This window comes from Streptomyces sp. Ru71, assembly GCF_002920535.1.
Taxonomy (GTDB): domain Bacteria; phylum Actinomycetota; class Actinomycetes; order Streptomycetales; family Streptomycetaceae; genus Streptomyces.
Genome location: NZ_PQSS01000001.1, coordinates 156,966 through 180,241, shown reverse-complemented (window position 1 = coordinate 180,241; position 23,276 = coordinate 156,966). Strand labels below are relative to the sequence as shown.

Below are 23,276 nucleotides of genomic sequence, written 5' to 3'. Positions count from 1 at the left end.
GGCGGGGTACCGACGACGGCGGGCCGAGCGGGGGTTCCCGCTCGGCTCACGCCTCGGGGCGCAGCATGCCTCGCAGTACGTCCAGGACGGCCGGGTCCTCGACCGTGGCGGGCGTCGGGGTATCACGGCCGTCGGCGATCGAGCGCATGGCCGCGCGCAGGATCTTCCCCGACCGGGTCTTCGGCAGCGCCGGGACCACGGTGACCTGTTTCAACGACGCGACGGCACCCACCTGGCCGCGGACGTCGGCGACGATCTCGCGCTGCAGCCGGTCGGGGGTGGTGGCGGCGCCGGCCTTGAGGACGACCAGGGCGCGCGGCACCTGTCCCTTCAGTTCGTCGGGCACCGCGATCACCGCGCACTCCGCGACGTCCGGGTGGGCGGCGACGACCTCCTCCATGACGCCGGTGGACAACCGGTGGCCCGCGACGTTGATGACGTCGTCGGTGCGGCCTGTGACGTAGACGTAGCCGTCCTCGTCGACGTGCCCGCCGTCGCCGGTGAGGTAGTGGCCCGGATACGCGGAGAGGTAGGAGGCCACGTACCGCTCGTCGTCCTGCCACAGCGTCGGCAGCGTGCCCGGCGGCAGCGGCAGCCGCAGGGCCACCGCGCCGTCCTGCCCCGGGGCGCACTCGTTGCCGGCCGGGTCGAGGACGCGCAGGTCGTATCCGGGCATCGGCACACCGGGCGAGCCGGGCCGCACGGCGACGCCGTCGACGCCGCGCGGAGCGGCGGCGATGGGCCAACCGGTCTCCGTCTGCCACCAGTTGTCGACGACGGGCACCCCGAGGACGCGCGTGGCCCAGGAGTAGGTGTCGGTGTCGAGGCGCTCACCGGCCAGGAAGAGGCTGCGCAGGCGGCTGGTGTCGTACCGGGCGAGCAGGGCTCCCTGCGGATCCTCCTTCTTGATCGCGCGAATCGCGGTGGGCGCGGTGAACATGGCCTTCACCCCGTGCTCGCCGATCACCCGCCAGAAGGCGCCCGCGTCCGGGGTGCCGACGGGCTTGCCCTCGTAGACGACGGTCGTGGCACCGGCGATCAGCGGGGCGTAGACGATGTAGGAGTGGCCGACGACCCAGCCGACGTCGGAGGCGGCCCACCACACGTCGCCGGGGCCGATGCCGAAGATGTGGCCCATGCTCCAGGCGAGGGCGACGGCATGGCCGCCGTTGTCGCGGACGACGCCCTTGGGCCGGCCGGTGGTGCCCGACGTGTAGAGGATGTACAGGGGGTCGGTCGCGGCGACCGTCACGCAGTCGGCGGGTTCGGCGCCGGCCATCGCCTCGTCCCAGTCGAGGTCGCGGTCGGTGAGGTCGGCCCGGCATTGCGGGCGCTGGAGGATGACGCAGCGCTCGGGCGTGTGCTCGGCCAGCCGCAGTGCCTCGTCGAGCATCGGCTGGTACGGGACGACACGGCCCGCCTCGATGCCGCAGGAGGCGGAGACGACGACCTTGGGCCGGGCGTCGTCGATGCGCACGGCGAGTTCCTTGGCGGCGAAGCCGCCGAAGACGACGGAGTGGACGGCGCCCAGCCGGGCGCAGGCCAGCATCGCGATCACCGCCTGCGGCACCATCGGCATCGAGATGACGACGCGGTCGCCCTTGGTGACGCCGAGGCCACGCAGCACGCCCGCGAAACGGGCCGTCAGGTCCAGCAGTTCGGCGTAGGTGAAGGTGGTGCATGTGCCGGTGACCGGGCTGTCGTGGATCAGGGCGGTGCGGGAGCCGTGGCCGGCCTCGACATGGCGGTCTAGGGCGTTGCGGCAGGTGTTGATCTCGGCGTCGGGGAACCAGCGGTGGAACGGGGGCCGGTCCGAGTCCAGCACTCTCACCGGGTCGCGGTCCCAGGTCACGGCTTCGGCGGCCTCCGCCCAGAAGGCCTCGGGATCGGCGATGCTGCGCCGGTGGAGCTCACGGTAGACGTCCATCTGCGGGGTCACTCCTTCGCGGTCCGGTCCGCGCGGCACGGCCCGCCCGCCCGCGCCGAGGCACGTCCGCTCCGGCGCCGACGGCCGGAATCGGCGGCCGAGGTCGGCGGCTCATCAGCCATTATGCGACCGCCGGGCACCGCGGCCCTGGTGATCGGAGCATGTCACGGGTCGTTTTGCCTGGGGCGGCTGCGGCCGGGTGAACCGGTGGATCGCGGGCAGACGGCGGTAGTGATCTTCGTTGCCGCTGGGAGAGGGGCTTTCACCATCGTGGCCATGCCCGCGCGTCGTGTCCGACGTACCGGTCGCCGGCGGTTCGACCTCCGTGCGACCGCGCTGTTCTTCGCCATCCTCGCACTCGTCCTGTGCGCTGTGGGATTCGCCGTCCGCACCGTGGTCGAGACCGTCGAGCGGCGGCCCGTATGGGAGGTCGTTCTGTGTCTCGTCGCCGCGTCCGTCGCGCTCGCGCTGCACCGCCGGCGGCGTCGGGTCTGCGCCGCGCGCACCGCTCGGCGGGCCGCCGAGGCGCTGGAGGCGGCGACGGACACGGCGCTGGAGGAGCTGGAGACACCCGATGCGAAGCCCTTGTCCCCGCACCTGCCGCGGCAGGCCGACGGTGCCTTCCCCGTCAGCGACGTCTCCGTCCCGCAGCCCAGCGCCGGCGACTACGACGCCCTGGGCCCCGACGAGTTCGAGCAGGCGGTGGCCGAGCTGTGCGCACGGGACGGTTGCTCGGACGTCGAAGTCGTCGGCGGCGCCGGCGATCTGGGCGCGGACGTGCTGGCCGTGGCCCCGGACGGACGGCGGGTGGTCGTCCAGTGCAAGCGCTACGGCGACGCGCACCGCGTCGGCTCCCAGGATCTGCAGCGCTTCGGCGGCACCTGCTACACCGTGCACGGGGCCGATGTCGCGGTCGTCGTCACGACGAGCGACTTCACCACGCCGGCCGCCGAGTACGCCGAACAGTGCGGCATCGTCTGCGTGGACGGAACCGCTCTGCGGGCGTGGAACGACGGCACCGGACCCGCGCCCTGGCTGCTGACGCCGCTTGCTGGGCGGGACGTCGACGAGGGTGAGCTGCTGTGACTGTGCGACCGCGTCGTCTCGTGACCAAGCAGAAGGGGTGCCCCGCGTGCTGTCGCACGTGCGCGGGGCACCCCTGCCGTTTTCCGGTGGAGAGGGTCAGTCCCCCTCGGTCTCGAAGGTGCGCAGCAGATCCGCGGCGACGCTCACGGCGATGGTCGCCGGTTCCTTGCCGGTGATGTCGGGCAGCCCGATCGGGGTCTTGATCCGGTCGATCGTGGCCTCGTCGTGCCCGCCCTCGGTGGCGAGGCGCTTGCGGAACCGCACCCACTTGGCCGACGACCCGATCAGCCCGATGGAGCCGAGATGGGTCGTACGCAGAGCGGCGTCGCACAGGGCGGCGTCCTCGGCGTGATCATGGGTCATGATCAGGATGTGGGTGCCGCGCGGCAGGTCCTCCAGGACCTCCTCGGGCAGCAGCGGCGTGTGATGCACGTGCACCTGCGCCACCGCGTCCGCCAGCACGTCGAGCCGCTCCTTGGCGAGGACGTCGGAGCGAGTGTCGATCAGATGCAGGTCGAGATCCTGACGTGCCAGGATGCGCGCCAGTTCCAGCCCGACGTGGCCGACACCGAAGATCGCCACCGCCCGTACCACCGGAAGCGGTTCGAGCAGCACCTGGACCGTGCCGCCGCAGCACTGCACTCCGTGCTGGTTGGTCACCTTGTCGTTCAGGGCGAAATCGATCAGCTCCGGCTCCGGCTTGGACGCGGCGATCATCTCCCGGGCCCGGTCGATCGCGACGGCCTCGACATTGCCACCGCCGATCGAGCCCCATGTCTCGCTCTGCCCCACGACGAGCTTGGCACCGGCGTCGCGCGGGGCGTGGCCGCGCACGGTCGCGACGGTCACCAGCACGCCGGGCTCCCGGCGTGCTCGCAACCGTGCGACCGCGGCGACCCACGTCATGTCAGGCACCGCTCAGCGCTTCAGCGTCGGTGCGGACCCTGCCGTCGGCGTGGCCGTTGACGGCGGTCCCGTTGCGGACCTGACCGTCGACGGGGGCCTGCGCCTCGCGAGCCGCCTGGATCGCCCAGTACACGGCCTCCGGCGTCGCCGGCGAGGGCAGCTCGACGCTGACCCCGCTCGGCCCGAACGCGGCGGCGGCCTGCCGCAGCGCCTCACGCACCGAGAACGCCAGCATCAGCGGAGGCTCGCCGACCGCCTTGGAGCCGTACACGGCGCCCTCTTCGGTGGCGTTCTCCAGCAGCGTGACGTTGAACTCCTCGGGCATCTCCGAGAAGCTCGGCAGCTTGTAGGTGCTCGCCGCCTGGGTCAGCAGCCGGCCGCGGTTCGGGCCGTCGCTGGTGTCCCAGCGCAGGTCCTCCAGCGTCAGCCAGCCCGCGCCCTGCACGAACCCGCCCTCGACCTGACCGATGTCGATCATCGGGGAGAGACTGTCGCCGACGTCGTGCACGATGTCCACACGCCGGATGCGGTACGCGCCGGTGAACCCGTCGACCTCCACCTCGGTCGCGGCGGCGCCGTTCGCGAAGTACTTGAACGGCGAGCCCCGGAACGTCTTGGCGTCCCAGTGCAGCCCCTCGGTCCGGTAGTACCCGGCCGCCGACAGCTGGACCCGCTGGAAGTACGCGGTGTGCACCAGGTCGTCCCAGGCCAGCTCCTTGTCGCTGCCGAGGGCGCGCGCGACGCCGTCGACGATGCGCACGTCCGAGGCGTTGGCGCCGAGCTGGGTGGCGGCCACCTGCAGCAGCCGCTCGCGCAGCTGCTCACAGGCGTTCTTGATCGCACCGCCGTTGAGGTCCGCCCCGGAACTGGCGGCGGTGGCTGAGGTGTTGGGCACCTTGTCGGTCCGCGTCGGGGCGAGGCGGACCTTGTGCAGCGGGATGCCCAGCGTGGTAGCGGCCACCTGCATCATCTTGGTGTGCAGGCCCTGGCCCATCTCGGTGCCGCCGTGGTTGATCAGGACGGAGCCGTCCTTGTAGATCAGCACCAGCGCGCCGCCCTGGTTGAAGGCGGTGAGGTTGAACGAGATGCCGAACTTGATGCCAGTGATCGCGAGGGCCCGCTTGGTGTGCGGGTGCGCGGCGTTGAAGGCGGCGATCTCACGCTTGCGGTCGGCGATGCCGGCCTGCTCCTGCACCTGCCGCCAGACGGTGGTGATCCGCTCGGCCTGGGTGACCGGCTGTCCGTACGGCGTGGTCTGGCCCTGGCCCGGCTGGTAGAAGTTGCGCTCGCGCAGCTCCATGGGGTCCAGGCCGAGCTGCGGCGCGCAGCGGCCGAGGATGTCCTCGATCACCAGCATGCCCTGCGGTCCGCCGAAGCCGCGGAAGGCGGTGTTGGAGACCGTGTTGGTCTTGGCGATGCGGCCGGCGACGCGCGCGTTGGGGATCCAGTACGTGTTGTCGATGTGGCACAGCGCCCGGGCCAGCACCGGCTCGGACAGGTCCAGGCTCCAGCCGCCGTCCGCGGTCAGCGTGGCGTCCAGGGCCTGGATACGGCCGTCGGCGTCGAAGCCGATCTTCCAGGTGGCGTGGAAGCCGTGCCGCTTGCCGGACATGGTCAGGTCCTGCGTCCGGTTGAGCCGGAAGCGGACGGGCCGGCCGGTCAGCTTGGCGCCGAGCGCGGCGACGGCGGCGAATCCGTGCGGCTGCATCTCCTTGCCGCCGAAGCCGCCACCCATCCGCAGGCACTGCACGGTCACCTCGTGGGCGGGCACGCCGAGCACGTGGGAGACGATCTCCTGGGTCTCCGAGGGGTGCTGGGTGCTGCTCTGGATGAACACCTGGCCGTTCTCGTCGATCTGGGCCAGCGCCGCGTGCGTCTCCAGGTAGAAGTGCTCCTGGCCGGAGAACTGGAACTCTCCGGTGAACACGTGCGCGGAGTCGGCGAAGCCCGCGTCGACGTCGCCGGCCACCATCAGCGGCTGCGCACCGTGGTAGCTCTCGGCCGCCATGGCGTCCTGCAGCGTGATCAGGGCGGGCAGTTCTTCGAGTTCCACCTCGACGGCCGCCGCACCGAGCCGGGCCGCCTCCAGCGTCTCGCCGAGCACCCAGGCGACGGCGTGGCCGTAGAACATGACCTCGTCGGGGAACAGCGGCTCGTCGTGCTTCATGCCGGCGTCGTTGACGCCGGGCACGTCGTCCTTGGTCAGGACGCGCACCACACCGGGCACGGCAAGCGCGGGCTCGGTGCGCAGCGCGGTGATCCGGCCGTGGGCCTTCATGACCTGGACCGGGTAGGCGTGCAGCACGTCCTTGGTGCGGTGGATCAGGTCGTCGGTGTAGAGCGCGGCGCCGGTGACGTGCAGGCTGGCGCTCTCGTGCGGCATCGAAACGCCGACGACGGGCTTTTCGGGACGCTCGGACAGATGGCTCATGACGACACCGCCTCGGTGGTCTGTGCGTGCAGCTTCAGCAGGCTCTGGCCGAGCATCGCGGAACGGTAGAGGGAGCTGGCGCGATGGTCGTCCATCGGCGTGCCCTCGCCCCGCAGCACCTTCGCCGCGGCCTCCACGGTGTCCGTCACCCACGGCTTGCCCTCCAGGGCCGCCTCGGTGGCCAGGGCGCGGATCGGGGTGGCGGCCACGCCGCCCAGGCCGATGCGGGCCTTGCGGACGACGCCGTCCTCGATGTCGAGGGCGAAGGCGACCGCCACACTGGAGATGTCGTCGAAACGGCGCTTGGCGATCTTGTGGAAGGCCGTGACGGGCGACAGCGGCAGCGGGATGCGCACGGCGCGGATCAGCTCGCCGGGACGGCGCACGCTCTGGCGGTAGCCGGTGAAGTACTCGGCCAGCGGGACGACCCGCTCACCGTCGGCGTCGGCGAGCACCACCGACGCCTCCAGCGCGAGCAGCACGGGCGGGCTGTCGCCGATCGGGGAGCCGGTACCCAGGTTGCCGCCGAGGGTCGCGCTGTTGCGGATGAGCCGGGAGGCGAACTGCGGGAACAGCTCCGCCAGCAGCGGGACGCTGCCGTCGAGGCGGCGCTCGATCTCGGTGAGCGTCTGGGCCGCGCCGATCTCGATGTGGTCGGACTCGAAGCGCAGGTCCCGCAGTTCGGGCAGGCGGTCGATGGCGACGACGCAATCGGCCCGGCGGGAGCGGATGTTGACCTCGACGCCCCAGTCGGTGCTGCCGGCGACCACGACGGCGTCGGGCCGGGCGCGCAGCAGCTCCAGCGTCTCGGCCAGGGTGCCCGGCCGCAGGAACACGCTGTCGTCCTGGGCGTACTCGGTGGCGACCGGCTCGGGCGGGGACTGCTCGCGGCGCTGCGCCAGCGGGTCGTCCTCGGCGGGTTCCCCGACGGCGAACGCGGCGTCGCGGATCGGGCGGTAACCGGTGCAGCGGCACAGGTTGCCGCTCAGCGAGTGCAGGTCGAAGCCGTTCGGACCGTGCTCGGAGTCGGCGCTCTCGGCCGGGTCCGCCTCGGAGTGGGCGTGGGCGCAGCGGTCGGGCCGGTAGTACTCGGCGGCCATGCTGCAGATGAATCCCGGGGTGCAGTAACCGCACTGGGAACCGCCACGGACCGCCATCTCCTCCTGCACCGGGTGCAGGGTGGGCGGCGTGCCGTCCTCGCCGGGGATGGCGAGGCCTTCGGAGGTGACGATCTCCTGACCGTCGAGTGCCGCGACCGGGACCAGACAGGCGTTGACCGCCACCCAGTCGGTGGGCTTGTTCACTCCGGGACGGGCCACCAGGACCGAACAGGCACCGCACTCACCCTCGGCGCAGCCCTCCTTGGTACCGGTGAGGCCACGCTCGCGCAGGAAATCCAGAACCGTGGTGTGGGGAGCAGCGGGAGAGATCGGCGTTTCGTTCCCGTTGACTGTGATCCGCGCCGCTACCATGCCGGGCCTTCATTTCTGTGCGTGATGGGTCGATTCATCATGTTCGCCAATTTCAGGCAGCTTTCTGTGTTCAGACGCGCCCCGTGAGAAAGCGGGCGCCAAATGGCACGCAAAAGCGACGTGCCGGGAGGTCATGAAAGGAAACCCAAAATGTGCCGAGGCGGGCACATCAGAACGGCGTTTTCAGCAGCCGTGCGCGATTCGACCCGGAACCCAGGCGGTGGCGTGGGCGAGGCGACCCAGATCAGAGCTGGTGTACATCTGCTGGTCGCCTCCTTTCGGCAGTCACGGGTCTGTTATCGCAAGGTAGTGGCCGGGACCACAGTGGTCAAGAGCGCGACCTGCGGCTACCCGAGAGTTGGTCGGTTTTGACACAGGGCGCCGCCGCCAGATGGTTGAACGCACGATGTCCTGGCCGGCGGCAGGTCAGCCGGCGGCCAGGGAGTGGGCGGCCGCGGCCAGGCGGCGGGCCGCTTCGCGCAGGTCGGCGGGGTCCGCGGTGGCGGCGAAGTTCAGGCGCAGGTGGGTGGTCGGCGGTTCGGCCGGGAAGTAGTGGCGGCCGGCGTCGGCGGTCACGCCGTGGGTGCGGGCCGCGTCGCCGAGGGTGGCGTCCGTGAGGGCCGGCGGCAGCCGCAGCCACAGGTGGAAGCCCCCGGCGGGAAGGCGGGTGAGCGTCGCGTCGGGCAGCTCGTGGGCGAGGGCGTCGGCCAGCACGGCGCAGCGTTCGCGCAGGGCGGTGCCGAGGGTCCGCAGGTGGCGGTCCCAGGCCGGGGTGGAGAGCAGTTCGACGGCGGCCTCCTGCAGCGGGCGGGCGATGAAGAAGTCGTCCACCCTGCGCATCCCGAGCAGGCGGCGCATCACCGGGCCGCGGGCGATCACGGCGCCGATCCGCAGGCTGGGCGAGGCGGGCTTGGTCAGTGAGGTGAGGTGGACCACCGTGCCGTCGCGGTCGTCCGCCACGAGGGGTCCCGGCACGGGGCGGCCGTGGCCGAGGTGACGGGCGAAGTCGTCCTCGATCAGGAACGCCCCGGCGGCGCGGGCCACGTCGACGACCTGGCGGCGGCGTTCGGCGGCGAGGACGGCGCCGGTGGGGTTGTGGAAGGTCGGCTGGCAGTAGAAGAGCCGGGACCCGGTCATGGCGAACGCCTCGGCGAGCAGGTCAGGGCGCACCCCGTCCTCGTCCATCGGGACGGGCACCGGACGCAGTCCGGCGGCCCGGGCGGCGGCGAGCGCGCCGGGGTAGGTGGGCGACTCGACGAGCAGCGGGCTGCCGGGGGCGGCGACGGCCCGGAACAGCATGGACAGGGCGCCTTGGCCACCGCCCGTGATGAGCACGTCGTCGGGGCTGACGGCGCTTCCGGCCTGGCGTGCGAACAGCGCGCGCAGTGGTGCGAGGCCGGCGGCCGGTGCGCGGTGCCAGGCGTCCGGGCGGCGGGCGGCCCGGGCGAGTGCGGCGCCGAGCGCCCTGCCGGGCTGGAGGGCTTCGTGCAGGTAGCCGCCGGAGAGGGTGACGGTGCCCGGCGGCAGCGGTCCCGGCGGGCCGTCCGGCTCACCGGGGTCGGCGACGGCACGGTCGCGTCCCGCCAGGGCGATGGCCTGCCAGGACGTGTCGCCCTGGGCGTTCGCGCCGCGAGCCTGACGGGGTGCGACGAAGGTGCCGTTGCCGGGCCGTACGACCACGGCGCCCTCGGCCGCCAGCTGGGCGATGGCACGCGAGACGGTGACCGGTCCGACGCTGTGCCGGGCGATCAGTTCCCGGCTGCTGGGCAGCCGGTCGCCGGGGGCGAGCCGGGCGAGCTCCTGACGGAGGATCGCCAGCAGGGTCTCAGTACTGCTACTGTCAGACATGAAGAATCATGGTAGCGCTTCTCTCCCGACGCAGGAACCGCTTCTCGACCTCGCCGCCCTGCGGGCCGACACCCCCGGCTGCGAGAAGGTCATCCACTTCAACAACGCCGGCTGTGGGCTCATGGCCCGTCCCGTGCTGCAGGCCGTGCTCGACCACCTGCAGCTGGAGGCCACCGTGGGCGGCTACGAGGCCGCCGCCGCACGGGCCGACGAGATCGCCGACTTCCACGCGGCGACCGCCGAACTGATCAACGCCCGGCCCCGCAACATCGCCTTCGCCGCGAGCGCCACCCACGCCTACACCAAGGCGCTCTCCGCGATCGATTTCCGCCCGGGCGACACCGTCCTGACCACCCGCAACGACTTCATCTCCAACCAGATCGCCTTCCTCGCACTGCGCAGGCGGCACGGCGTCGAGATCGTGCACGCCCCCGACCACCCGGACGGCAGCGGCGTCGACGTGGAGGCCATGGCCGCGCTGATGCGCGCCCACCGCCCGCGCCTGGTCGCCGCCACCCACGTGCCCACCAACTCCGGCCTGGTCCAGCCCGTGGCCGAGATCGGCCGGCACTGCCGGGAGCTGGACCTGCTGTACCTGGTCGACGCCTGCCAGTCGGTCGGCCAGTTCGAGATCGACGTCGACGCCATCGGCTGTGACCTGCTCACCGCGACCTGCCGCAAGTTCCTGCGCGGACCGCGTGGTTCGGGATTCCTGTACGTCTCCGACCGCGTCCTGCGGGCCGGGTACGAGCCGCTGTTCATCGACATGCACGGCGCGCGCTGGACCGAACCCGGCGCCTACCGGCCCGTCGAGACCGCGGCCCGGTTCGAGGAGTGGGAGTTCCCGTACGCGACCGTCCTCGGCTCCGCCGCGGCGATCCGCTACGCCCTGCGGGTCGGCCTCGCCCCCGTCGCACGGCGCACCCCGGCGCTGGCCGCGCGGCTGCGCGAGCGGCTGGCCGACGTGCCCGGTGTGCGCCTGCTCGACCGCGGCCCGGCCCCCGCGGCGCTGGTGACCTTCGCCGTCGAGGGCCCGCAGCCGCAGCCGTTCAAGGCGGCGCTGGACGAGCGCGGCGTCAACTCGGCGCTGAGCTTCCGCGAGTTCGCGCAGTTCGACTTCGGCGACAAGGACGTCGACTGGTGCCTGCGCCTGTCACCGCACTACTACAACACCGAGGACGAGGTGGACGCGGTCGCCGAGAGCGTCGCCGAACTCGCGGGGCGCAGCCGATGACGGCCCACGCCGGCGCGCGTGCGCCGACGGTGGCCGGCACCCGGTGGTGCGCAGGTCCGGGTCAGGGGCATGCGCCGTTCGCGACGGTGAAGTAGCCGGCCGGTGATTCCTTCAGGGTCGTCGTGACGAAGGTGTTGTACAGGCCCATGTTCTGGCCCGAGCCCTTGGCGTAGGCGTAACCGCCGCTGGTGGTGGCACGGCCGGCCTGGACATGGGCGTAGTTGCTCGCGGTCCAGCAGGAGGCGGTGGCGCCGGTGGTGCGCGCGGTGAGCGCGGCCGACAGCGCTCCCGCCGTGCCGTCGGCGTCCCGGGCGGCGACCGCGTACGTGTGCGAGGTGCCGGCGGACAGGCCGGTGTCGGTGTACGAGGTCGCCGTCGGCGTGGCGATCCGGGCGCCGTCGCGGTAGACGGCGTAGCCGGTGGCACCCTCGACGGGGTTCCAGCCCATGCTGATCGTGGTGTCGGTGGCGCCCGTCGCGGTCAGCCCGGTCGGAGCGGGCAGCGAGCCGGGCTGGGAGGCGGATCCGCTCAGGCCGAAGAACTGGGTGATCCAGTAGCTGGAGCAGATGGAGTCCAGGAAGTAGGCGGCGCCGGTGCTGCCGCACTGCTGCGGCCCGGTCCCCGGGTCGACCGGGGTGCCGTGCGCGATGCCGGGGACCCGGTTCACCTCGACGGCCACCGAGCCGTCCGCCGCCAGGTACTCCTCGTGCCGGGTGGAGTCGGGGCCGATCACCGAGGTGCGGCTCGGCGTCTGGGACAGACCGTGCACGGCGGTCCACTGGTCACGCAGTTCGTCGGCGTTGCGCGGTGTGACGGTGGTGTCCTTGTCGCCGTGCCAGACGGCCACCCGCGGCCACGGACCCGGCCAGGAGGGGTAGGCGTCGTGGACCTTCTGCGCCCACTGAGCCGGCGTCAGGTCGGTGCCGGGGTTCATGCACGTGTACGCGCTGCCGACGTCGGTGGCGCAGCCGTAGGGCAGGCCGGCGACGACCGCGCCGGCCTGGAAGACGTCCGGGTAGGCGGCGAGCATCACCGAGGTCATGGCGCCGCCGGCCGACAGTCCTGTGATGTAGGTGCGCCGGGCGTCCGCGCCGTAGGCGGAGACGGCGTGCGCGGCCATCTGCCGGATCGAGGCGGCCTCGCCCTGGCCTCTGCGGTTGTCGCCGCTCTGGAACCAGTTGAAGCAGCTGTTCGCGTTGTTGGACGAGGTGGTCTCGGCGAACACCAGCAGGAAGCCGTACTGGTCGGCGAACCGGGGCAGGCCGGAGTGGTCGGCGTAGGCCTGGGCGTTCTGGGTGCAGCCGTGCAGCGCGAACACCACGGCCGGCTGCGCGGTCAGGGAGGCCGGCCGGTAGACGTACATGTTCAACTGCCCCGGGTTGGCCCCGAAGTCGGTGACCTTGGTCAGGGTGACAGCGGCGCGCGCGGCCGGCACCGGGCCGAGCAGCGCTGCCCCGAGGACGAGGGCCACGACGGCCACGAGACGGGACAGGGCCCCGCGCCACGTCGACCGCGGCGGGGCATGGTTCGCCCGCGGTGCGGAAGCGGGGTGGGTGGCGGCCGGCGGGAACGGTGGTGGCTGCATGGCGGCTCCTCGGCGTCTTGGGGGGACACCGGTTCGCTCCCCGGCAAGCGGCGGGAGCGATCCGTGCCGGGCACCGTAGGGGTGGTTCAACAGGCAACGGTATGGCGCGGCGCCCCACACTCCGCGCGCCACGACGTGCCCCCGGACGGGTTGCACCGCCCGAAAGCGTCTGCTAACCGGACTGTTGCCCCCTTGGGACATCCGCCCTTTCTAGAACCCCGGCACCATCGGGTTGTGGTTGACCGGGGGCGGTGGGGGCGGAGTCGGCAGGGGCGGCCAGAACGGATCGTCGAAGTCGGCCGGCCCGTCCGAGCCCTTGCCATCGGGCAGGTCGATGACCTTGGCGGCGCCCAGCGCACCCAGCACGAACAGCGCCCCGATGAGGACAGGAAGCAGGTAACGCCCAACCGCCTTCGCGGCACCGACGAGACGTTTCATTGGTGGACCCCCGTGTCCGCCGTACCCTTCTCCCTCAGTCCTACCCCACGGCGCCGCTCCTCGACCCGCTCGGGCCGGCCGGGTCGGTTCTCACTCCAGGTACTCGAAGACCCCGTCCCAGAACCCGGAATCGTCCACGAACAAGTCGTGCCCGATCAGGCGCTCACGCACCTCGGCGACGGCGGCCGCGCGTACGGCGTCGTCCTCCGCGGCCAGGCCGTCGCTCGACTCGGCGATCAGCGCGAGGAGCACGGCGAGGCTGGGCAGGGAGTCGGCGGCGGGTCCCTGCCATCCGTCCGCGTGGTCCCAGCCGTTGGGGTCGTAGTGGGTGATGCCGCCGTCCGCCGCCTCCAGCATCAGGTGCTGGTCGCCCCACAGGGCCACGGTGAAGCAGAAGTTCTCGGGCGGCGAGTGGTCGTCGGGGTAGCGGCGTCCGTAGATCTCGTCGGCGTCGAACGGATCCAGCGCGTCCTCGCCCCTCAGATGCCTGGTGTCGATTCCCACCGCGTCGAGGTCGACGGCGGGAAAGCCGACGTTGAGCAGGAACTCCCTCGATCGCTCGTCGGTCAACTCGGGCGGCAGGTCCGCCCCGTTCGGCCGCCAGAGCGAGCCCGCGCCCAGCCGTTCCTCCAGCCACTCCGCGGTCGGTATCAGCGGAGTGTCGTTCTGCTTCACTGCCTGGCCTCCATGGTTCATGTCACTCGGTGAGGTGCCGGCCCCAGTCAATCGCATGATCACCCGGGACGTGGCGCGGTACCGAGAGACGATCGGCGTACCCTTGGCCGATCGAGGGTCAACTGGCCTGCGGACAGCAGGGATTGGCGAAGTGTCGATGACAGATCAGGAGCACATCTCCTACGACGCGTTCGTCCGCCTCGCCGCGGCCGACCCGGCTGTCGTCGGACTGGTCCTCAAGGGATCCCGGGCCCACGAAGGGATGACCACCGCCTACTCCGACCACGATCTGTACGTCGTTCTCGCCGACGGGGCGGCCACGGCCCTCACCCGGTTCAGGGGGCACCGCACCCCGGAACTCGACCTGGTCTTCCTCTCTCTCGACGAGTTCCGCGCCGCCGGCATGCCCGGCTTCGAGCGGTACGCCCTCGCACGGGCCCGGGTCGTACTCGACCGGCTCGACGGGACCATCACCCGGATCCTGGCCGACAAGCTCCGCCTGGACGCCGACGAGGCGTTCCGGGATGCGGGCGAGTGGCTCGACGCCTACGCCAACTCCCTCTACCGCTCGGTCAAGAACGACCGCGACGGACATCCGCTCGCGGCCCGGCTCGACGCCGCCGACAGCATCCGGTTCCTGCTGGAGCTGCTCTTCGCCCTGGACCGTCGTCCCCGCCCCTACAACAAGTACCTGGAGTGGGAGCTGGCCCGCTTCCCCCTGCCCGGCTGGGACAGCGAGGCGCTGCTGGACGCCCTGAGCCATATCTCGGCCACGGGCGACGTGCCCACGCAGCGCCGTCTCTTCGCCCAGGTCGAGGAGGTGGCCCGGCGGGCCGGGCACGGCGCGGTACTGGACGCGTGGGGCGAGGACTTGGAGCTCATGCGGCCGGGACCGGGTTCTCCTCGGCCGCTGGACGTCGCACCCTCGCGGGAGAGCGCAGCAGGGTGGCGGCGAGGAGCAGAGCGGCGGTGACGAGGCCCGAGCCGACGCGGAAGGCGAGTTGATAGCCGCTCGTGAGTGCCGAGGCGGTGCCCGCGCCGCCGCCCAGCAGCGCGTTGGTGTGCGAGGTGGCGAGCGTGGTGAGGACCGCGAGGCCGAAGGCGCTGCCGATCTGCTGCATGGTGTTGAACATGCCGGAGGCGATCCCCGAGTCCCTGGGTGTGGCCGCTGACATCGCGAGCGTGGCCAGCGAAGGCATCGCGAGGCCGAAGCCGATGCCGAGTGGCAGCAACGCGGGCAGAACGTCCACGGCGTAGCGTCCGCCTGCCGGTACGCGGCCGAGGGCGGCGAGACCCGCAGCGATGAGCGCGAGCCCGGGAAGGAGCACGGCACGGGGGCCGAAGCGTGCGATCAGCCTGGGTGAGAGACCGAGGGACAGTGCGCCGATCGCGACCGAGACGGGGAAGATGCCGAGGCCGGTGTGTATCTCGTCGAAGCCGAGCACCTTCTGCAGGTAGAGCACGCACAGGAACTGAAAGCTGAACATTCCGGCCACCATGAGGGCCTGTATGCCCATGGCTCCCGAGACGTTGCGTGAGCGGAACACGCGCAGCGGCAGCAGCGGGTGGGGCGTCTTGGCCTGGCGGGCGACGAATGCCAGGAGCAGTACGAGTGCCGTGGCGCCGAGGCTCAGTGTGTGCGCGGAGGTCCAGCCGTGGTCGGTGGTCCCGACGATCGTGTAGACCCCGAGCATCAGTGCGGAGGTGACCAGGAGCGCGCCCAGGACGTCGGTCCCCTTGTCGAGGCCGGCACCGGGCTCGGGGGCGAGCACGCGTCCGGCCGACAGCGCGGCCGCGATGCCGATCGGCATGTTGACGATGAAGATCCAGTGCCAGCTGATGGTCTGGGTCAGGGCGCCGCCGGCGAGGAGGCCCATCGACCCACCGGCGGACTGGACGAAACTGTAGACGCCGATGGCCCTCGCCCGTTCCTTCGGCTCCGGGAACAGAGTCACGACCATGCCGAGAGTCACGGCAGAGGTCACCGCGCCGCCGATGCCCTGGACGAACCGGGAGGCGAGCAGCACCGCCGGGTCCTGCGCGACGCCGCACAGCAGCGAGGCAGTCGTGAAGATGCCCAGGCCGGCGACGAAGACGCGCTTGCGGCCGACGAGGTCGCCGAGCCGTCCGGAGAGCAGCAGCAGGCCGCCGAAGGGGACCAGATAGGCGTTGACCACCCAGGCCAGGCTCGATGCGGAGAAGCCGAGGTCCCGCTGGATGGACGGCAGCGCCACGTTCACGATGGTCCCGTCGAGGATGACCATCAACTGCCCGGCACAGAGCACGGCCAGTGCCGGCCAACGCGATGTCCGGGCTGGTGATTCGGTTCTCCGCATGGCGGTCCCTCCCCATGGTGCACGACTTGTTACAGCGGTCATCCTCTGTAACCATGCCGTGCGGCGGAAGGAGGCACTTTCATGTCACGCAGTCACACCGATGTGTCCGACCAGGTCAGCAACGAGGCGTGCCCGCTCACCGAGGTCCTCGACCACGTCGCGGGCAAATGGAGCATCGGCATCCTGGTCGCCGCGGCCCACGGTCCGGTGCGCTTCACCGAGTTGGAACGCGCCATCACGGGCATCAGCAGGCGCATGCTCACCTTGAACCTGCGCAAGCTGGAACGCGACGGTCTGCTCATCCGCACCGTCCATCCCACCGTGCCGCCCAAGGTGGAGTACAGCCTCACGCCGATGGCCCGCGAACTGCACGCAAGCCTCGCCGGGCTGGTCGGCTGGGCAGAACGCCACCGGGCCGACATCACCGCCGCCCGCGCCAGTTACGACGCCGCCGCAGCCGCTCCCTGACGCCTGTGGCAGCGTCGGGGCAGCGTCAACGGCCCCACGGATGCGCACCGGAACTCCCTCGTCCCTTCGGTCGTTGCCGAGGATGACCTGATCATTGACGTGAGACGCGGCGGCGGTGCCGTCGTCGGGGGAAGTGAGCATCCCATGGCCATGGTGGGCCTGTTCTGGATCGCCGAGGGCAAGGTCGACCTCTCCCGGACCCTCCTGTCCCGCCTCACCGAGGGCGCCGCGACGATGGCCACGACGCTGGCGGCCATGTCGGCCTGGGGCCGCGCATGGGAGGGGGGATCGCCTCGCCGGGCGGAGCGGGAGCGGCTGCTGCGGGAGTGGGTGAGCTAGCCCAGGACGATCGAGCGCAGCCCGGCGACCACCGTCGGCCAGGCGGGCGAGGCGGGGTCGATCACGTCGAAGTGGCTGCCGTCGGGCACCTCGTGGAGGGTCGCGCCGGTCGCGTCCGCGTAGGTGCGGGCCATGGTGATGGGGAGGGCCTCGTCGGCGGTGCCGTGGACGAGGACCGTACGGCCGGCGGGCATGCCCAGGGCGGCGGGATCCGCCGCGGCGTAGCGGTCGGGGACCGCCGTGCGTGCGCCGCCGAGGAACGCGGCCACCGCACCGCGACCGCTGCCGAGCGCGTCCGCGGCCGCGAGGTCGGCCGTGGGGGCCAGGGCCAGGACCCCGCGTGTCGGGGGCGGCGTGTCGATGCGGCCCGGGGCACCGGCCGGCAGCCGGTGGCGGGCGGCCGCCCACAGCGCCAGGTGACCCCCGGCGGAGTGACCGGCGTAGGCGACACGCTCGGGGTCGATCCGGCCGGGCGCCGCCGAGGCGGCCAGCGAGGGCAGCAGGTCGACGGCCCGGGCGGTGTCGGTCAGGGTGGTCGGCCAGCCCCCTCCGGCGCCCACCCGGCGGTACTCCACGCTCGCGACGGCGCAGCCAGCCTCCTGCGCCAGGGCGCGGGCGAACGGCTCGACGTGCCGCCGGTCGTGTTCGGCTCGCCAGAATCCGCCGTGGAAGAGCAGCACGAGCGGCAGTCGTTCCTCGGCCCCGTCCGGGTGAGGCAGGAACAGGTCGGCGACTTGGTCGGGAAGTTCACCGTACGAGAGCGGGACGGAAGACACGCGAACCTCCCTCTGGGGGTATCTCGATTCGAGGTATGCACGCACCCTACCCCACCGGTTCGCCCGGGACGTGGCCGATGCGCGCCGCTCGCCGCCCGTCACTGGCAGCGCGCCGGCGGCAGCCCGCCGTCGTCCCCCCAGATGGTCACCGGCGCGGTGCCGCCGCCCTCCCCGAACGAGGCCGTGCACACGATCTGGCGCACCGCGGCCGGGGTCAGGGTGCGTGCCGCCATGGGCACATGGACCGTCACCCCCTCGTCGCTCACCTGCGCCTGCAGATCTCCGCGGAACCGGGGCAGCTCCGTGTGCAGTCCGGCCGCGATCTCGCTGCCGTGCGGCCCTTCGAACAGGGCGGCGAGGGCCTTCGCGCCGGACACCGGCCGGGTGTCGGGCTCCGTCGGGTCACCAGCGGGCAGGACCCTGGCCACCGGAGTCGGGCGGTCGTCCGCATCCAGGAAGTAGAGCAGCAGCATGCGCTGGCCCGGGCTCGGCGGCACCGCGATCGTGGCAGGGCCGCCGGCTTCGACGACGTCGGTCCCGCGCACACCGCAGCCGGTCAGCACGGCGGCCGCCGCGACGCAGGCCGCCACCGCGCGCCCCGCGGGGCCGGTCGGACGTCTCACGCCGTGGCCTCCGCGCCCGTCAGGGGGATCTCCACGGTGAACACCGCGCCGCCGCGGGGGCCGTTGGCGGCGTGGACCCTTCCTCCGTGCAGGCGCACGTTCTCCAGGGTGATGGCCAGCCCCAGGCCACTGCCCTGGGAGCGGGTGCGGGCCGCGTCCGCCTTGTAGAAGCGCTCGAAGACGTGCGGCAGCACATCGTCGGCGATTCCCGGACCGCGGTCGGCCACCTCGACGACGAGCTGCCGGGAAGGCGCCTGGGCATCGGTGCTCTCCGCGACGCGCAGCCGTACCAGCACGGGCGGGCTGCCGTGCCGCAGCGCGTTGCCGACCAGGTTGGCGACGACGACGTCGAAGCGACGGGGGTCGAGGCGGGCCCGGATGCCGTCGGGCAGGTCGGTCTCCACCTGCGCCGGATCGGTCCAGCGACGGCTCGCGAGCGTCTTGCGGATGGCCTGGGCGACGTCGATCTCGTCGGTGTTGAGTTCCGCCGCGCGCGCGTCGAACCGGGAGATCTCCATCAAGTCCTCCACCAGGACCGCCAGTTTGCCCGTCTCCGCGCTGATCAGCCGGACGGCGGCGGCCGTGTCGGGGGCGAGGCGCTGCGCGTCCTCGTCCAGCACCTCGGTGACGGCGAGCATCCCGGCCAGGGGGGTGCGCAGTTCGTGGGAGACGTCGGAGGCGAAGCGGCGCGCGCGTGCCTCGGCCTCCTGCAGTTCACCGACGGACCGCTCCAGCTGGACCGCCGACTCGTTGAACGTGCGGGCCAGCTCGGCGAGTTCGTCGCTGCCCTTGACCTGGATGCGGGTGTCCAGGTGGCCGCTGCCCATGCTCCGCGCGGCCTTGCGCAGGTCGCGCACCGGGCGCAGCACACTGCGGGCCGCCAGCAGCGCCGGCACAAGGGCCAGCGCGAGCCCCGGCAGGGCGCCGTCGCGGGCCGCGGTGACCATGGCCCGGACGTTGGCCTCCTCACCGGTCAGCGGCATCACGGCGTACAGCACCAGCCCGGTGGGGCGCACCTCCTTCCCGGCCCGGAACACGGTCGGTACGCCGATGGTCAGCCAGGGGCCGCCGCTGCGCTCGACCCGCTGGAAGCTGCCGCGCGGGTGGGCGAGCGCGGCCCGGCGCAGCGCGGGCGTGATGACCGTCGAGACCGGGCTGGTGCCGGAGGACAGGTGCAGGGAGCCGTACTCGGCGAACACCACCCACGGGTGCGGCTTGCCCTGCCGGGCGATGCGCCGCAGGTCCTCCTGCAGGGACCACGGTTCGACGGGCAGCGGTGTGCCCAGCTCCTGCACCTGGTCGCGGAACGAGGACACCGCGGTGTTCTGGGCCTGGTCGAGGATCGCGTTGCGCGCCTCGCGGTAGGTGAGGACCGAGGTGCTCCCGGCGCTCACGGCGGCGACCAGCAGGAACGCCAGGACCAGTCGGGTGCGCAGCCCGATGCGTGCCCGGAGGCGGCTCACAGGGGTCCGAACCGGTAGCCGAAGCCGCGCAGGGTCTGGATGTAGCGGGGCGTGCCGGGCACGTCCTCGATCTTGTGGCGCAGCCGTCGCACACAGGCGTCGACCAGGCGGGCGTCGCCGTGGTAGCTGTGCTCCCAGACCTGTTCGAGCAGTTGCTGACGGCTGAAGACCTGCTCGGGCGCGGCCGTCAGATACAGCAGCAGTTTCAGCTCGGAGGGCGCGAGCGCCAGGCGTCGGCCCGCCTTGGCGACGTTCAGCCCGGTGCGGTCGATGGCGAGGTCGCCGTGGAACTCCACGGCCGCGCGTCCGGGCGGCTCCTCGATACGGCGCAGTACGGCCCTGATGCGGGCCTCGATGACCTCGGTGCGGGCGGGTTTGACGATGTAGTCGTCGGCCCCGGCCTCCAGCCCGACCACCACGTCGAAGTCGTCACCGCGGGCGGTGAGCATGATGATCGGCAGGGCGCCGGCCTCGCGCACCTGCCGGCAGACCTGGACGCCGTTCATCCCGGGCAGCATGAGGTCGAGGAGGAGCAGGTCGGGGTGGAACTCACCGATGGCCGCGAGCCCCGCCTCCCCGCTGGGGGCGCTGCGTATCTCGTGCCCGCGGCGGCGCAGGCCGAGCTCGATCCCCTCCCGTACGGCGGGGTCGTCTTCGATGAGCAGGACACGTGGCATGGGCAGAGTATTCCATTCGGTCACATGAGTTCGATCAAGGAGACCGGTCGAGCGAGATCGGTCAAGCGAGCCGGACACCTGGTCAGTTGGGCGCGGAAGGTGTCAGGTCCGACGGCGGCGCCGTGCACGCAGGACGGCCGTGAACGCGGCCTCCACTTCGGTCAGCCGCAGCGGGCGGGCCAGCAGCGCGAAGACGGCCACGACGGCACCGGTCCCCGCGACCAGCGCCGCCGGCGGGCCGAGGAACGACGTCCGGGCGGCCGCGAGGTGGCCGAGCGATGCGGCGGGAAGCGCGGCCGCCAGCAGGCGGACCAGGGCCCGCAGGCTGGGCGAGCGCCACAACCCGCGCCGCGGTGCCGCCGGGAGTCTGCGCCGCAGGACGCACGCGGTGACCGCCCAGCCCACGAACAGGGCGACGGAGTAGGCCCCGGCCATGCCCGTGACGGCCCAGCGCGCGGGCAGCAGCAGGAAGGCGACGGCGGACAGGCCGGCGTTCAGCGCGGCGATGACCAGGTTCAGCAGGAAGGGTGTCCGTGTGTCGGAGAGGGCGTAGAAGGTGCGGGCGAGGACGTACTGCCCGGAGAAGGCCACCAGTCCCGGCGCGAACGCGGTCAGCGTCCGCGACATCAGCGCGATGTCGTCGGCGCCGGTTCTGCCGTGCTGGAACACGACCGCCATGACCGGCCCCGCGACGGCGCCCAGCACGCACGCGGCGGGTACGACGGCGGCGGCGCTGGTCCGCAGCGCGTGGGAGACGTCCCGCCGCAGCCCGGCCGTGTCGCCGTCGGCGGCCGCGCGGCTCATGCGCGGCATCAGCGCGGTGACCAGGGAGACGGTCACGATGCCGTGCGGGACGGCCCACAGCAGGTAGGCGTTGCCGTAGGCGGTGAAGCCGGCGCCGCCGTCGGCGCCCTCGGCCGCGGCGTTCTGCCCCGCCGTCGTGGCCAGTCTGGTCACCACCCAGTAGGCGAGCTGGTTGGTGAGGACGAGCAGGACCAGCCAGCCGGCCGAGCGCAGCGGCCGGGACAGGCCGCTGCCGCGCCAGTCGAACCGGGGCCGCCAGCGCAGGCGCGCGGCGCGCAGGGAGGGCAGCAGGGCGAGGGTCTGGGCGGCGATGCCCGCCGTGGTGCCCCAGCCGAGCAGCTCCGTCTCGCCGGCGGTGAGCGTTCCGCCGGTCCCCACGGCCGTCAGGTACAGCCCGAAGACGGCGATGACGACCACGTTGTTCAGGACCGGCGCCCACATCATGGCGCCGAACCGGCCCCTGGCGTTGAGCACCTGTCCCAACAGGGTGAACAGGCCGAGGAAGAAGATCTGCGGCAGGCAGTAGCGCGCGAAGGCGATCGTCGTCGCCGCCTGCGCGCCGTGGTAGCCGGTGTACGCGGCGACGATCAGCGGCGCGGCGCACACCGCGCCCGCGGTGATCAGCAGCAGCGCGGCCGTGCAGACGGTGAGCAGACGGTCGGTGTACGCCGCTCCGCCGTCCGGGTGGCGCTGGGCGGCCTTGACCAGCTCCGGGACGAAGACGGCGTTGAGGGCGCCGCCGAGGAGCAGGGTGTAGACGATGGTGGGGACGGTGTTGCCCACCGCGTAGCCGTCGGCGGCCACTCCCGCGCCGAGCGCGGCGGCGACCACGGCGGAGCGCACGAACCCGGTGGCACGGGAGACGAGGGATCCGGCGGCCATGAGGGCGCTGCTGCGCAGCACCGAGTCGGGCCGGTCGGACCGCTCGGTCGCGGCGCCGGGGACGGCCGAGGTGCCGGGTGTCGTGGAGGCGCTCATCGGCGTGCCAGGTACATCTGGAAGGCGCGGTACAGCGCGTGGTTGGCCGCGCCGTCCAACGGCGTCTCCCACTCCCCCAGTGTCTCCACGACCTGTCCTCGCGTGCCGAGTTTCCAGCGCAGCAGCCCGAAGGCGCGGTCGCCGGGGTCGAGGGTGGAGGGCACGCCCCGCATGTCGTACACCTCCGCGCCGAGGGCCCGGGCGTCCCGCATCATCCGCCACTGCAGGGCGTTGGACGGGCGGACCTCGCGCCGGTGGTCGGCGGAGGCGCCGGTCTGGTACCACACCCGCCGGCCCACCGTGATCATGGTGTGGGCGGCCAGGATCTCCCCCTGGTGGCGGGCGAGGTACAGCCGCATCCGGCCCGGCTCCTCGGCGTTGAGGGCGGCGTACTGTCGCTCGTAGTACTCCAGGGACCGGCCGAGACGGAATCCGTCCCGTTCCTCGGTGATCCGCAACAGCCGGTAGAACTCGGGCAGTTCGGCCGCACCGCCCACCTCAACCTCCACTCCGGACTTCTGCGCCCGGCGTATGTTGCGCCGCCACTCCTGGCTGAGTCCGGACCACAGGTCGTCCACGCTGCGCCCGGCGAGCGGAACCCGGAAGACGAACCGTGGCTGTGCGTCCCCGTCACCCTCGTCGCCGCCGCAGCGCCGCCAGCCCCGGGCTCTGAGCCGTTCGGCGACCGCGGCGCCCAGGGGGTCGACCTCGCTGGCCAGTACGTCGGTCAGACGCCGCCCGGCGCCGGCTCCCGCCTTGACGACGGCCGCGTCCCAGCGGCGGTAGTCGGGCGAGGGCCCGATCCGCACGGCGAAGGCGCCCATCGCGCGCAGGTGGCGCAGCAGCGGGGTGAGCCAGCTGTCGAGGTCGGTACCGGCCCAGTCGGCGACGGGGCCCTCGGGCAGGTAGGCGAAGTACTTGCGGGTGCCGGGGAACTGACGCAACAGCACCAGAGCGACGCCGCTCAACTCCCCGGTGCGCGGGCCGTTCTGTGGTCCCCAGCCGAGCAGCTGGGCCTGCCAGCCCTCCTTCACCGCGGCCCACGACGGGCACTGCAGGAAGCCGGGGGCCAGGGCGGAACCTGCGCGCGAGGCGAGAAAGGTTCGGTACGCCTCGGCGGAGACGGGCCCCAGCCAGGTTTCCTGCCGGTCACAGCTTGCCGTCGCGAGCGACGCTGACACCGCGCCTCCTTGGTTGCCGTTGCTGTCGA

Annotated in this window: 20 protein-coding genes; 5 read left to right on the top strand and 15 right to left on the bottom strand. The window is 72.4% G+C overall.

Features of this window, described 5'->3' with window-relative positions; translation table 11 throughout:
* Nucleotides 1-46: 46 nt before the first annotated feature.
* A complete protein-coding gene (locus C3489_RS00840; protein ID WP_103778698.1) occupies nt 47-1,927 on the bottom strand; it encodes a propionyl-CoA synthetase in 1,881 nt (626 codons plus the stop codon).
* A gap of 270 nt (nt 1,928-2,197) precedes the next feature.
* Here C3489_RS00840 and C3489_RS00835 point away from each other — a divergent pair, with 270 nt between their 5' ends.
* The gene (locus tag C3489_RS00835; protein WP_374936709.1) at nt 2,198-3,013 is read left to right on the top strand and encodes a restriction endonuclease; all 816 of its coding nucleotides are present in this window, start codon (nt 2,198-2,200) and stop codon (nt 3,011-3,013) included.
* A 96-nt stretch (nt 3,014-3,109) separates the two neighbouring features.
* On the opposite strand, the gene xdhC is transcribed toward C3489_RS00835, so the two are convergent.
* The 4 genes from xdhC to C3489_RS00810 form a co-directional block, all read right to left on the bottom strand.
* Nucleotides 3,110-3,919, bottom strand: coding sequence for a xanthine dehydrogenase accessory protein XdhC (gene xdhC / locus C3489_RS00830; protein ID WP_181139441.1), 810 nt, complete (start codon nt 3,917-3,919; stop codon nt 3,110-3,112).
* Nucleotide 3,920: 1 nt separating this feature from the next.
* Nucleotides 3,921-6,350 (bottom strand): xanthine dehydrogenase molybdopterin binding subunit, encoded by a 2,430-nt coding sequence (gene xdhB, locus C3489_RS00825; RefSeq protein ID WP_103778692.1) that lies wholly within the window; start codon nt 6,348-6,350, stop codon nt 3,921-3,923.
* A complete protein-coding gene (locus C3489_RS00820; protein ID WP_103778690.1) occupies nt 6,347-7,822 on the bottom strand; it encodes a xanthine dehydrogenase small subunit in 1,476 nt (491 codons plus the stop codon). The genes xdhB and C3489_RS00820 overlap by 4 nt, the downstream gene beginning before the upstream one ends.
* Nucleotides 7,823-8,248: 426 nt before the next feature.
* A complete protein-coding gene (locus C3489_RS00810; RefSeq protein ID WP_103778686.1) occupies nt 8,249-9,670 on the bottom strand; it encodes a PLP-dependent aminotransferase family protein in 1,422 nt (473 codons plus the stop codon).
* Between C3489_RS00810 and C3489_RS00805 the strand changes: the two genes are divergently transcribed.
* Nucleotides 9,669-10,904 (top strand): aminotransferase class V-fold PLP-dependent enzyme, encoded by a 1,236-nt coding sequence (locus tag C3489_RS00805; protein WP_103778684.1) that lies wholly within the window; start codon nt 9,669-9,671, stop codon nt 10,902-10,904. The two genes, C3489_RS00810 and C3489_RS00805, sit on opposite strands and share 2 nt — an antisense overlap.
* A gap of 61 nt (nt 10,905-10,965) precedes the next feature.
* Here the strand turns inward: C3489_RS00805 and C3489_RS00800 are convergent, their stop codons facing one another.
* From C3489_RS00800 to C3489_RS00790, 3 genes are all read right to left on the bottom strand, one after another.
* Nucleotides 10,966-12,489 (bottom strand): PHB depolymerase family esterase, encoded by a 1,524-nt coding sequence (locus tag C3489_RS00800; RefSeq protein ID WP_103778682.1) that lies wholly within the window; start codon nt 12,487-12,489, stop codon nt 10,966-10,968.
* A gap of 210 nt (nt 12,490-12,699) precedes the next feature.
* The gene (locus C3489_RS00795) at nt 12,700-12,927 is read right to left on the bottom strand and encodes a hypothetical protein (protein ID WP_103778680.1); all 228 of its coding nucleotides are present in this window, start codon (nt 12,925-12,927) and stop codon (nt 12,700-12,702) included.
* Nucleotides 12,928-13,017: 90 nt separating this feature from the next.
* On the bottom strand, nt 13,018-13,602 hold the full coding sequence (locus tag C3489_RS00790; RefSeq protein ID WP_103778678.1) for an SUKH-4 family immunity protein: 585 nt from the start codon (nt 13,600-13,602) through the stop codon (nt 13,018-13,020).
* A 157-nt stretch (nt 13,603-13,759) separates the two neighbouring features.
* Here C3489_RS00790 and C3489_RS00785 point away from each other — a divergent pair, with 157 nt between their 5' ends.
* A complete protein-coding gene (locus C3489_RS00785) occupies nt 13,760-14,575 on the top strand; it encodes a hypothetical protein (protein WP_258054514.1) in 816 nt (271 codons plus the stop codon).
* On the opposite strand, the gene C3489_RS00780 is transcribed toward C3489_RS00785, so the two are convergent.
* Complete coding sequence (locus C3489_RS00780; RefSeq protein ID WP_258054513.1) at nt 14,481-15,938, bottom strand: MFS transporter; 1,458 nt, start codon at nt 15,936-15,938, stop codon at nt 14,481-14,483. The genes C3489_RS00785 and C3489_RS00780 overlap by 95 nt on opposite strands.
* A gap of 81 nt (nt 15,939-16,019) precedes the next feature.
* Between C3489_RS00780 and C3489_RS00775 the strand changes: the two genes are divergently transcribed.
* Nucleotides 16,020-16,406 (top strand): helix-turn-helix domain-containing protein, encoded by a 387-nt coding sequence (locus C3489_RS00775; RefSeq protein ID WP_181139439.1) that lies wholly within the window; start codon nt 16,020-16,022, stop codon nt 16,404-16,406.
* 144 nt (nt 16,407-16,550) lie between these two features.
* A complete protein-coding gene (locus tag C3489_RS00770; protein WP_103778674.1) occupies nt 16,551-16,745 on the top strand; it encodes a hypothetical protein in 195 nt (64 codons plus the stop codon).
* Here C3489_RS00770 and C3489_RS00765 read toward each other — a convergent pair.
* The 6 genes from C3489_RS00765 to C3489_RS00740 form a co-directional block, all read right to left on the bottom strand.
* On the bottom strand, nt 16,742-17,521 hold the full coding sequence (locus C3489_RS00765; protein WP_103778672.1) for an alpha/beta hydrolase: 780 nt from the start codon (nt 17,519-17,521) through the stop codon (nt 16,742-16,744). The genes C3489_RS00770 and C3489_RS00765 overlap by 4 nt on opposite strands.
* 98 nt (nt 17,522-17,619) lie before the next feature.
* Entirely contained in the window at nt 17,620-18,144 is a 525-nt protein-coding gene (locus tag C3489_RS00760) for a hypothetical protein (protein ID WP_146075254.1), read from the bottom strand.
* Entirely contained in the window at nt 18,141-19,607 is a 1,467-nt protein-coding gene (locus tag C3489_RS00755; RefSeq protein WP_103778668.1) for a cell wall metabolism sensor histidine kinase WalK, read from the bottom strand. Before C3489_RS00755 ends, C3489_RS00760 begins: the two co-directional genes overlap by 4 nt.
* Nucleotides 19,604-20,284: a response regulator transcription factor gene (locus C3489_RS00750; RefSeq protein ID WP_103778666.1), complete on the bottom strand. Its 681-nt coding sequence runs from the start codon at nt 20,282-20,284 to the stop codon at nt 19,604-19,606. Before C3489_RS00750 ends, C3489_RS00755 begins: the two co-directional genes overlap by 4 nt.
* A gap of 102 nt (nt 20,285-20,386) precedes the next feature.
* On the bottom strand, nt 20,387-22,066 hold the full coding sequence (gene murJ, locus C3489_RS00745; RefSeq protein ID WP_103778664.1) for a murein biosynthesis integral membrane protein MurJ: 1,680 nt from the start codon (nt 22,064-22,066) through the stop codon (nt 20,387-20,389).
* Nucleotides 22,063-23,247, bottom strand: a complete 1,185-nt coding sequence (locus C3489_RS00740) for a peptidoglycan bridge formation glycyltransferase FemA/FemB family protein (RefSeq protein ID WP_258054512.1) — start codon at nt 23,245-23,247, stop codon at nt 22,063-22,065. Before C3489_RS00740 ends, murJ begins: the two co-directional genes overlap by 4 nt.
* Between the last annotated feature and the right edge of the window lie 29 nt (nt 23,248-23,276).

Coding starts and splice junctions, on each gene's coding strand:
- C3489_RS00840 (WP_103778698.1), bottom strand. CDS start 1,927: ATGGACGTCTACCGTGAGCTCCACCGGCGCAGCATCGCCGATCCCGAG.
- xdhC (WP_181139441.1), bottom strand. CDS start 3,919: ATGACGTGGGTCGCCGCGGTCGCACGGTTGCGAGCACGCCGGGAGCCC.
- xdhB (WP_103778692.1), bottom strand. CDS start 6,350: ATGAGCCATCTGTCCGAGCGTCCCGAAAAGCCCGTCGTCGGCGTTTCG.
- C3489_RS00820 (WP_103778690.1), bottom strand. CDS start 7,822: ATGGTAGCGGCGCGGATCACAGTCAACGGGAACGAAACGCCGATCTCT.
- C3489_RS00805 (WP_103778684.1), top strand. CDS start 9,669: ATGAAGAATCATGGTAGCGCTTCTCTCCCGACGCAGGAACCGCTTCTC.
- C3489_RS00810 (WP_103778686.1), bottom strand. CDS start 9,670: ATGTCTGACAGTAGCAGTACTGAGACCCTGCTGGCGATCCTCCGTCAG.
- C3489_RS00800 (WP_103778682.1), bottom strand. CDS start 12,489: ATGCAGCCACCACCGTTCCCGCCGGCCGCCACCCACCCCGCTTCCGCA.
- C3489_RS00795 (WP_103778680.1), bottom strand. CDS start 12,927: ATGAAACGTCTCGTCGGTGCCGCGAAGGCGGTTGGGCGTTACCTGCTT.
- C3489_RS00785 (WP_258054514.1), top strand. CDS start 13,760: ATGACAGATCAGGAGCACATCTCCTACGACGCGTTCGTCCGCCTCGCC.
- C3489_RS00780 (WP_258054513.1), bottom strand. CDS start 15,938: ATGCGGAGAACCGAATCACCAGCCCGGACATCGCGTTGGCCGGCACTG.
- C3489_RS00775 (WP_181139439.1), top strand. CDS start 16,020: ATGTCACGCAGTCACACCGATGTGTCCGACCAGGTCAGCAACGAGGCG.
- C3489_RS00770 (WP_103778674.1), top strand. CDS start 16,551: ATGGCCATGGTGGGCCTGTTCTGGATCGCCGAGGGCAAGGTCGACCTC.
- C3489_RS00750 (WP_103778666.1), bottom strand. CDS start 20,284: ATGCCACGTGTCCTGCTCATCGAAGACGACCCCGCCGTACGGGAGGGG.
- murJ (WP_103778664.1), bottom strand. CDS start 22,066: ATGAGCGCCTCCACGACACCCGGCACCTCGGCCGTCCCCGGCGCCGCG.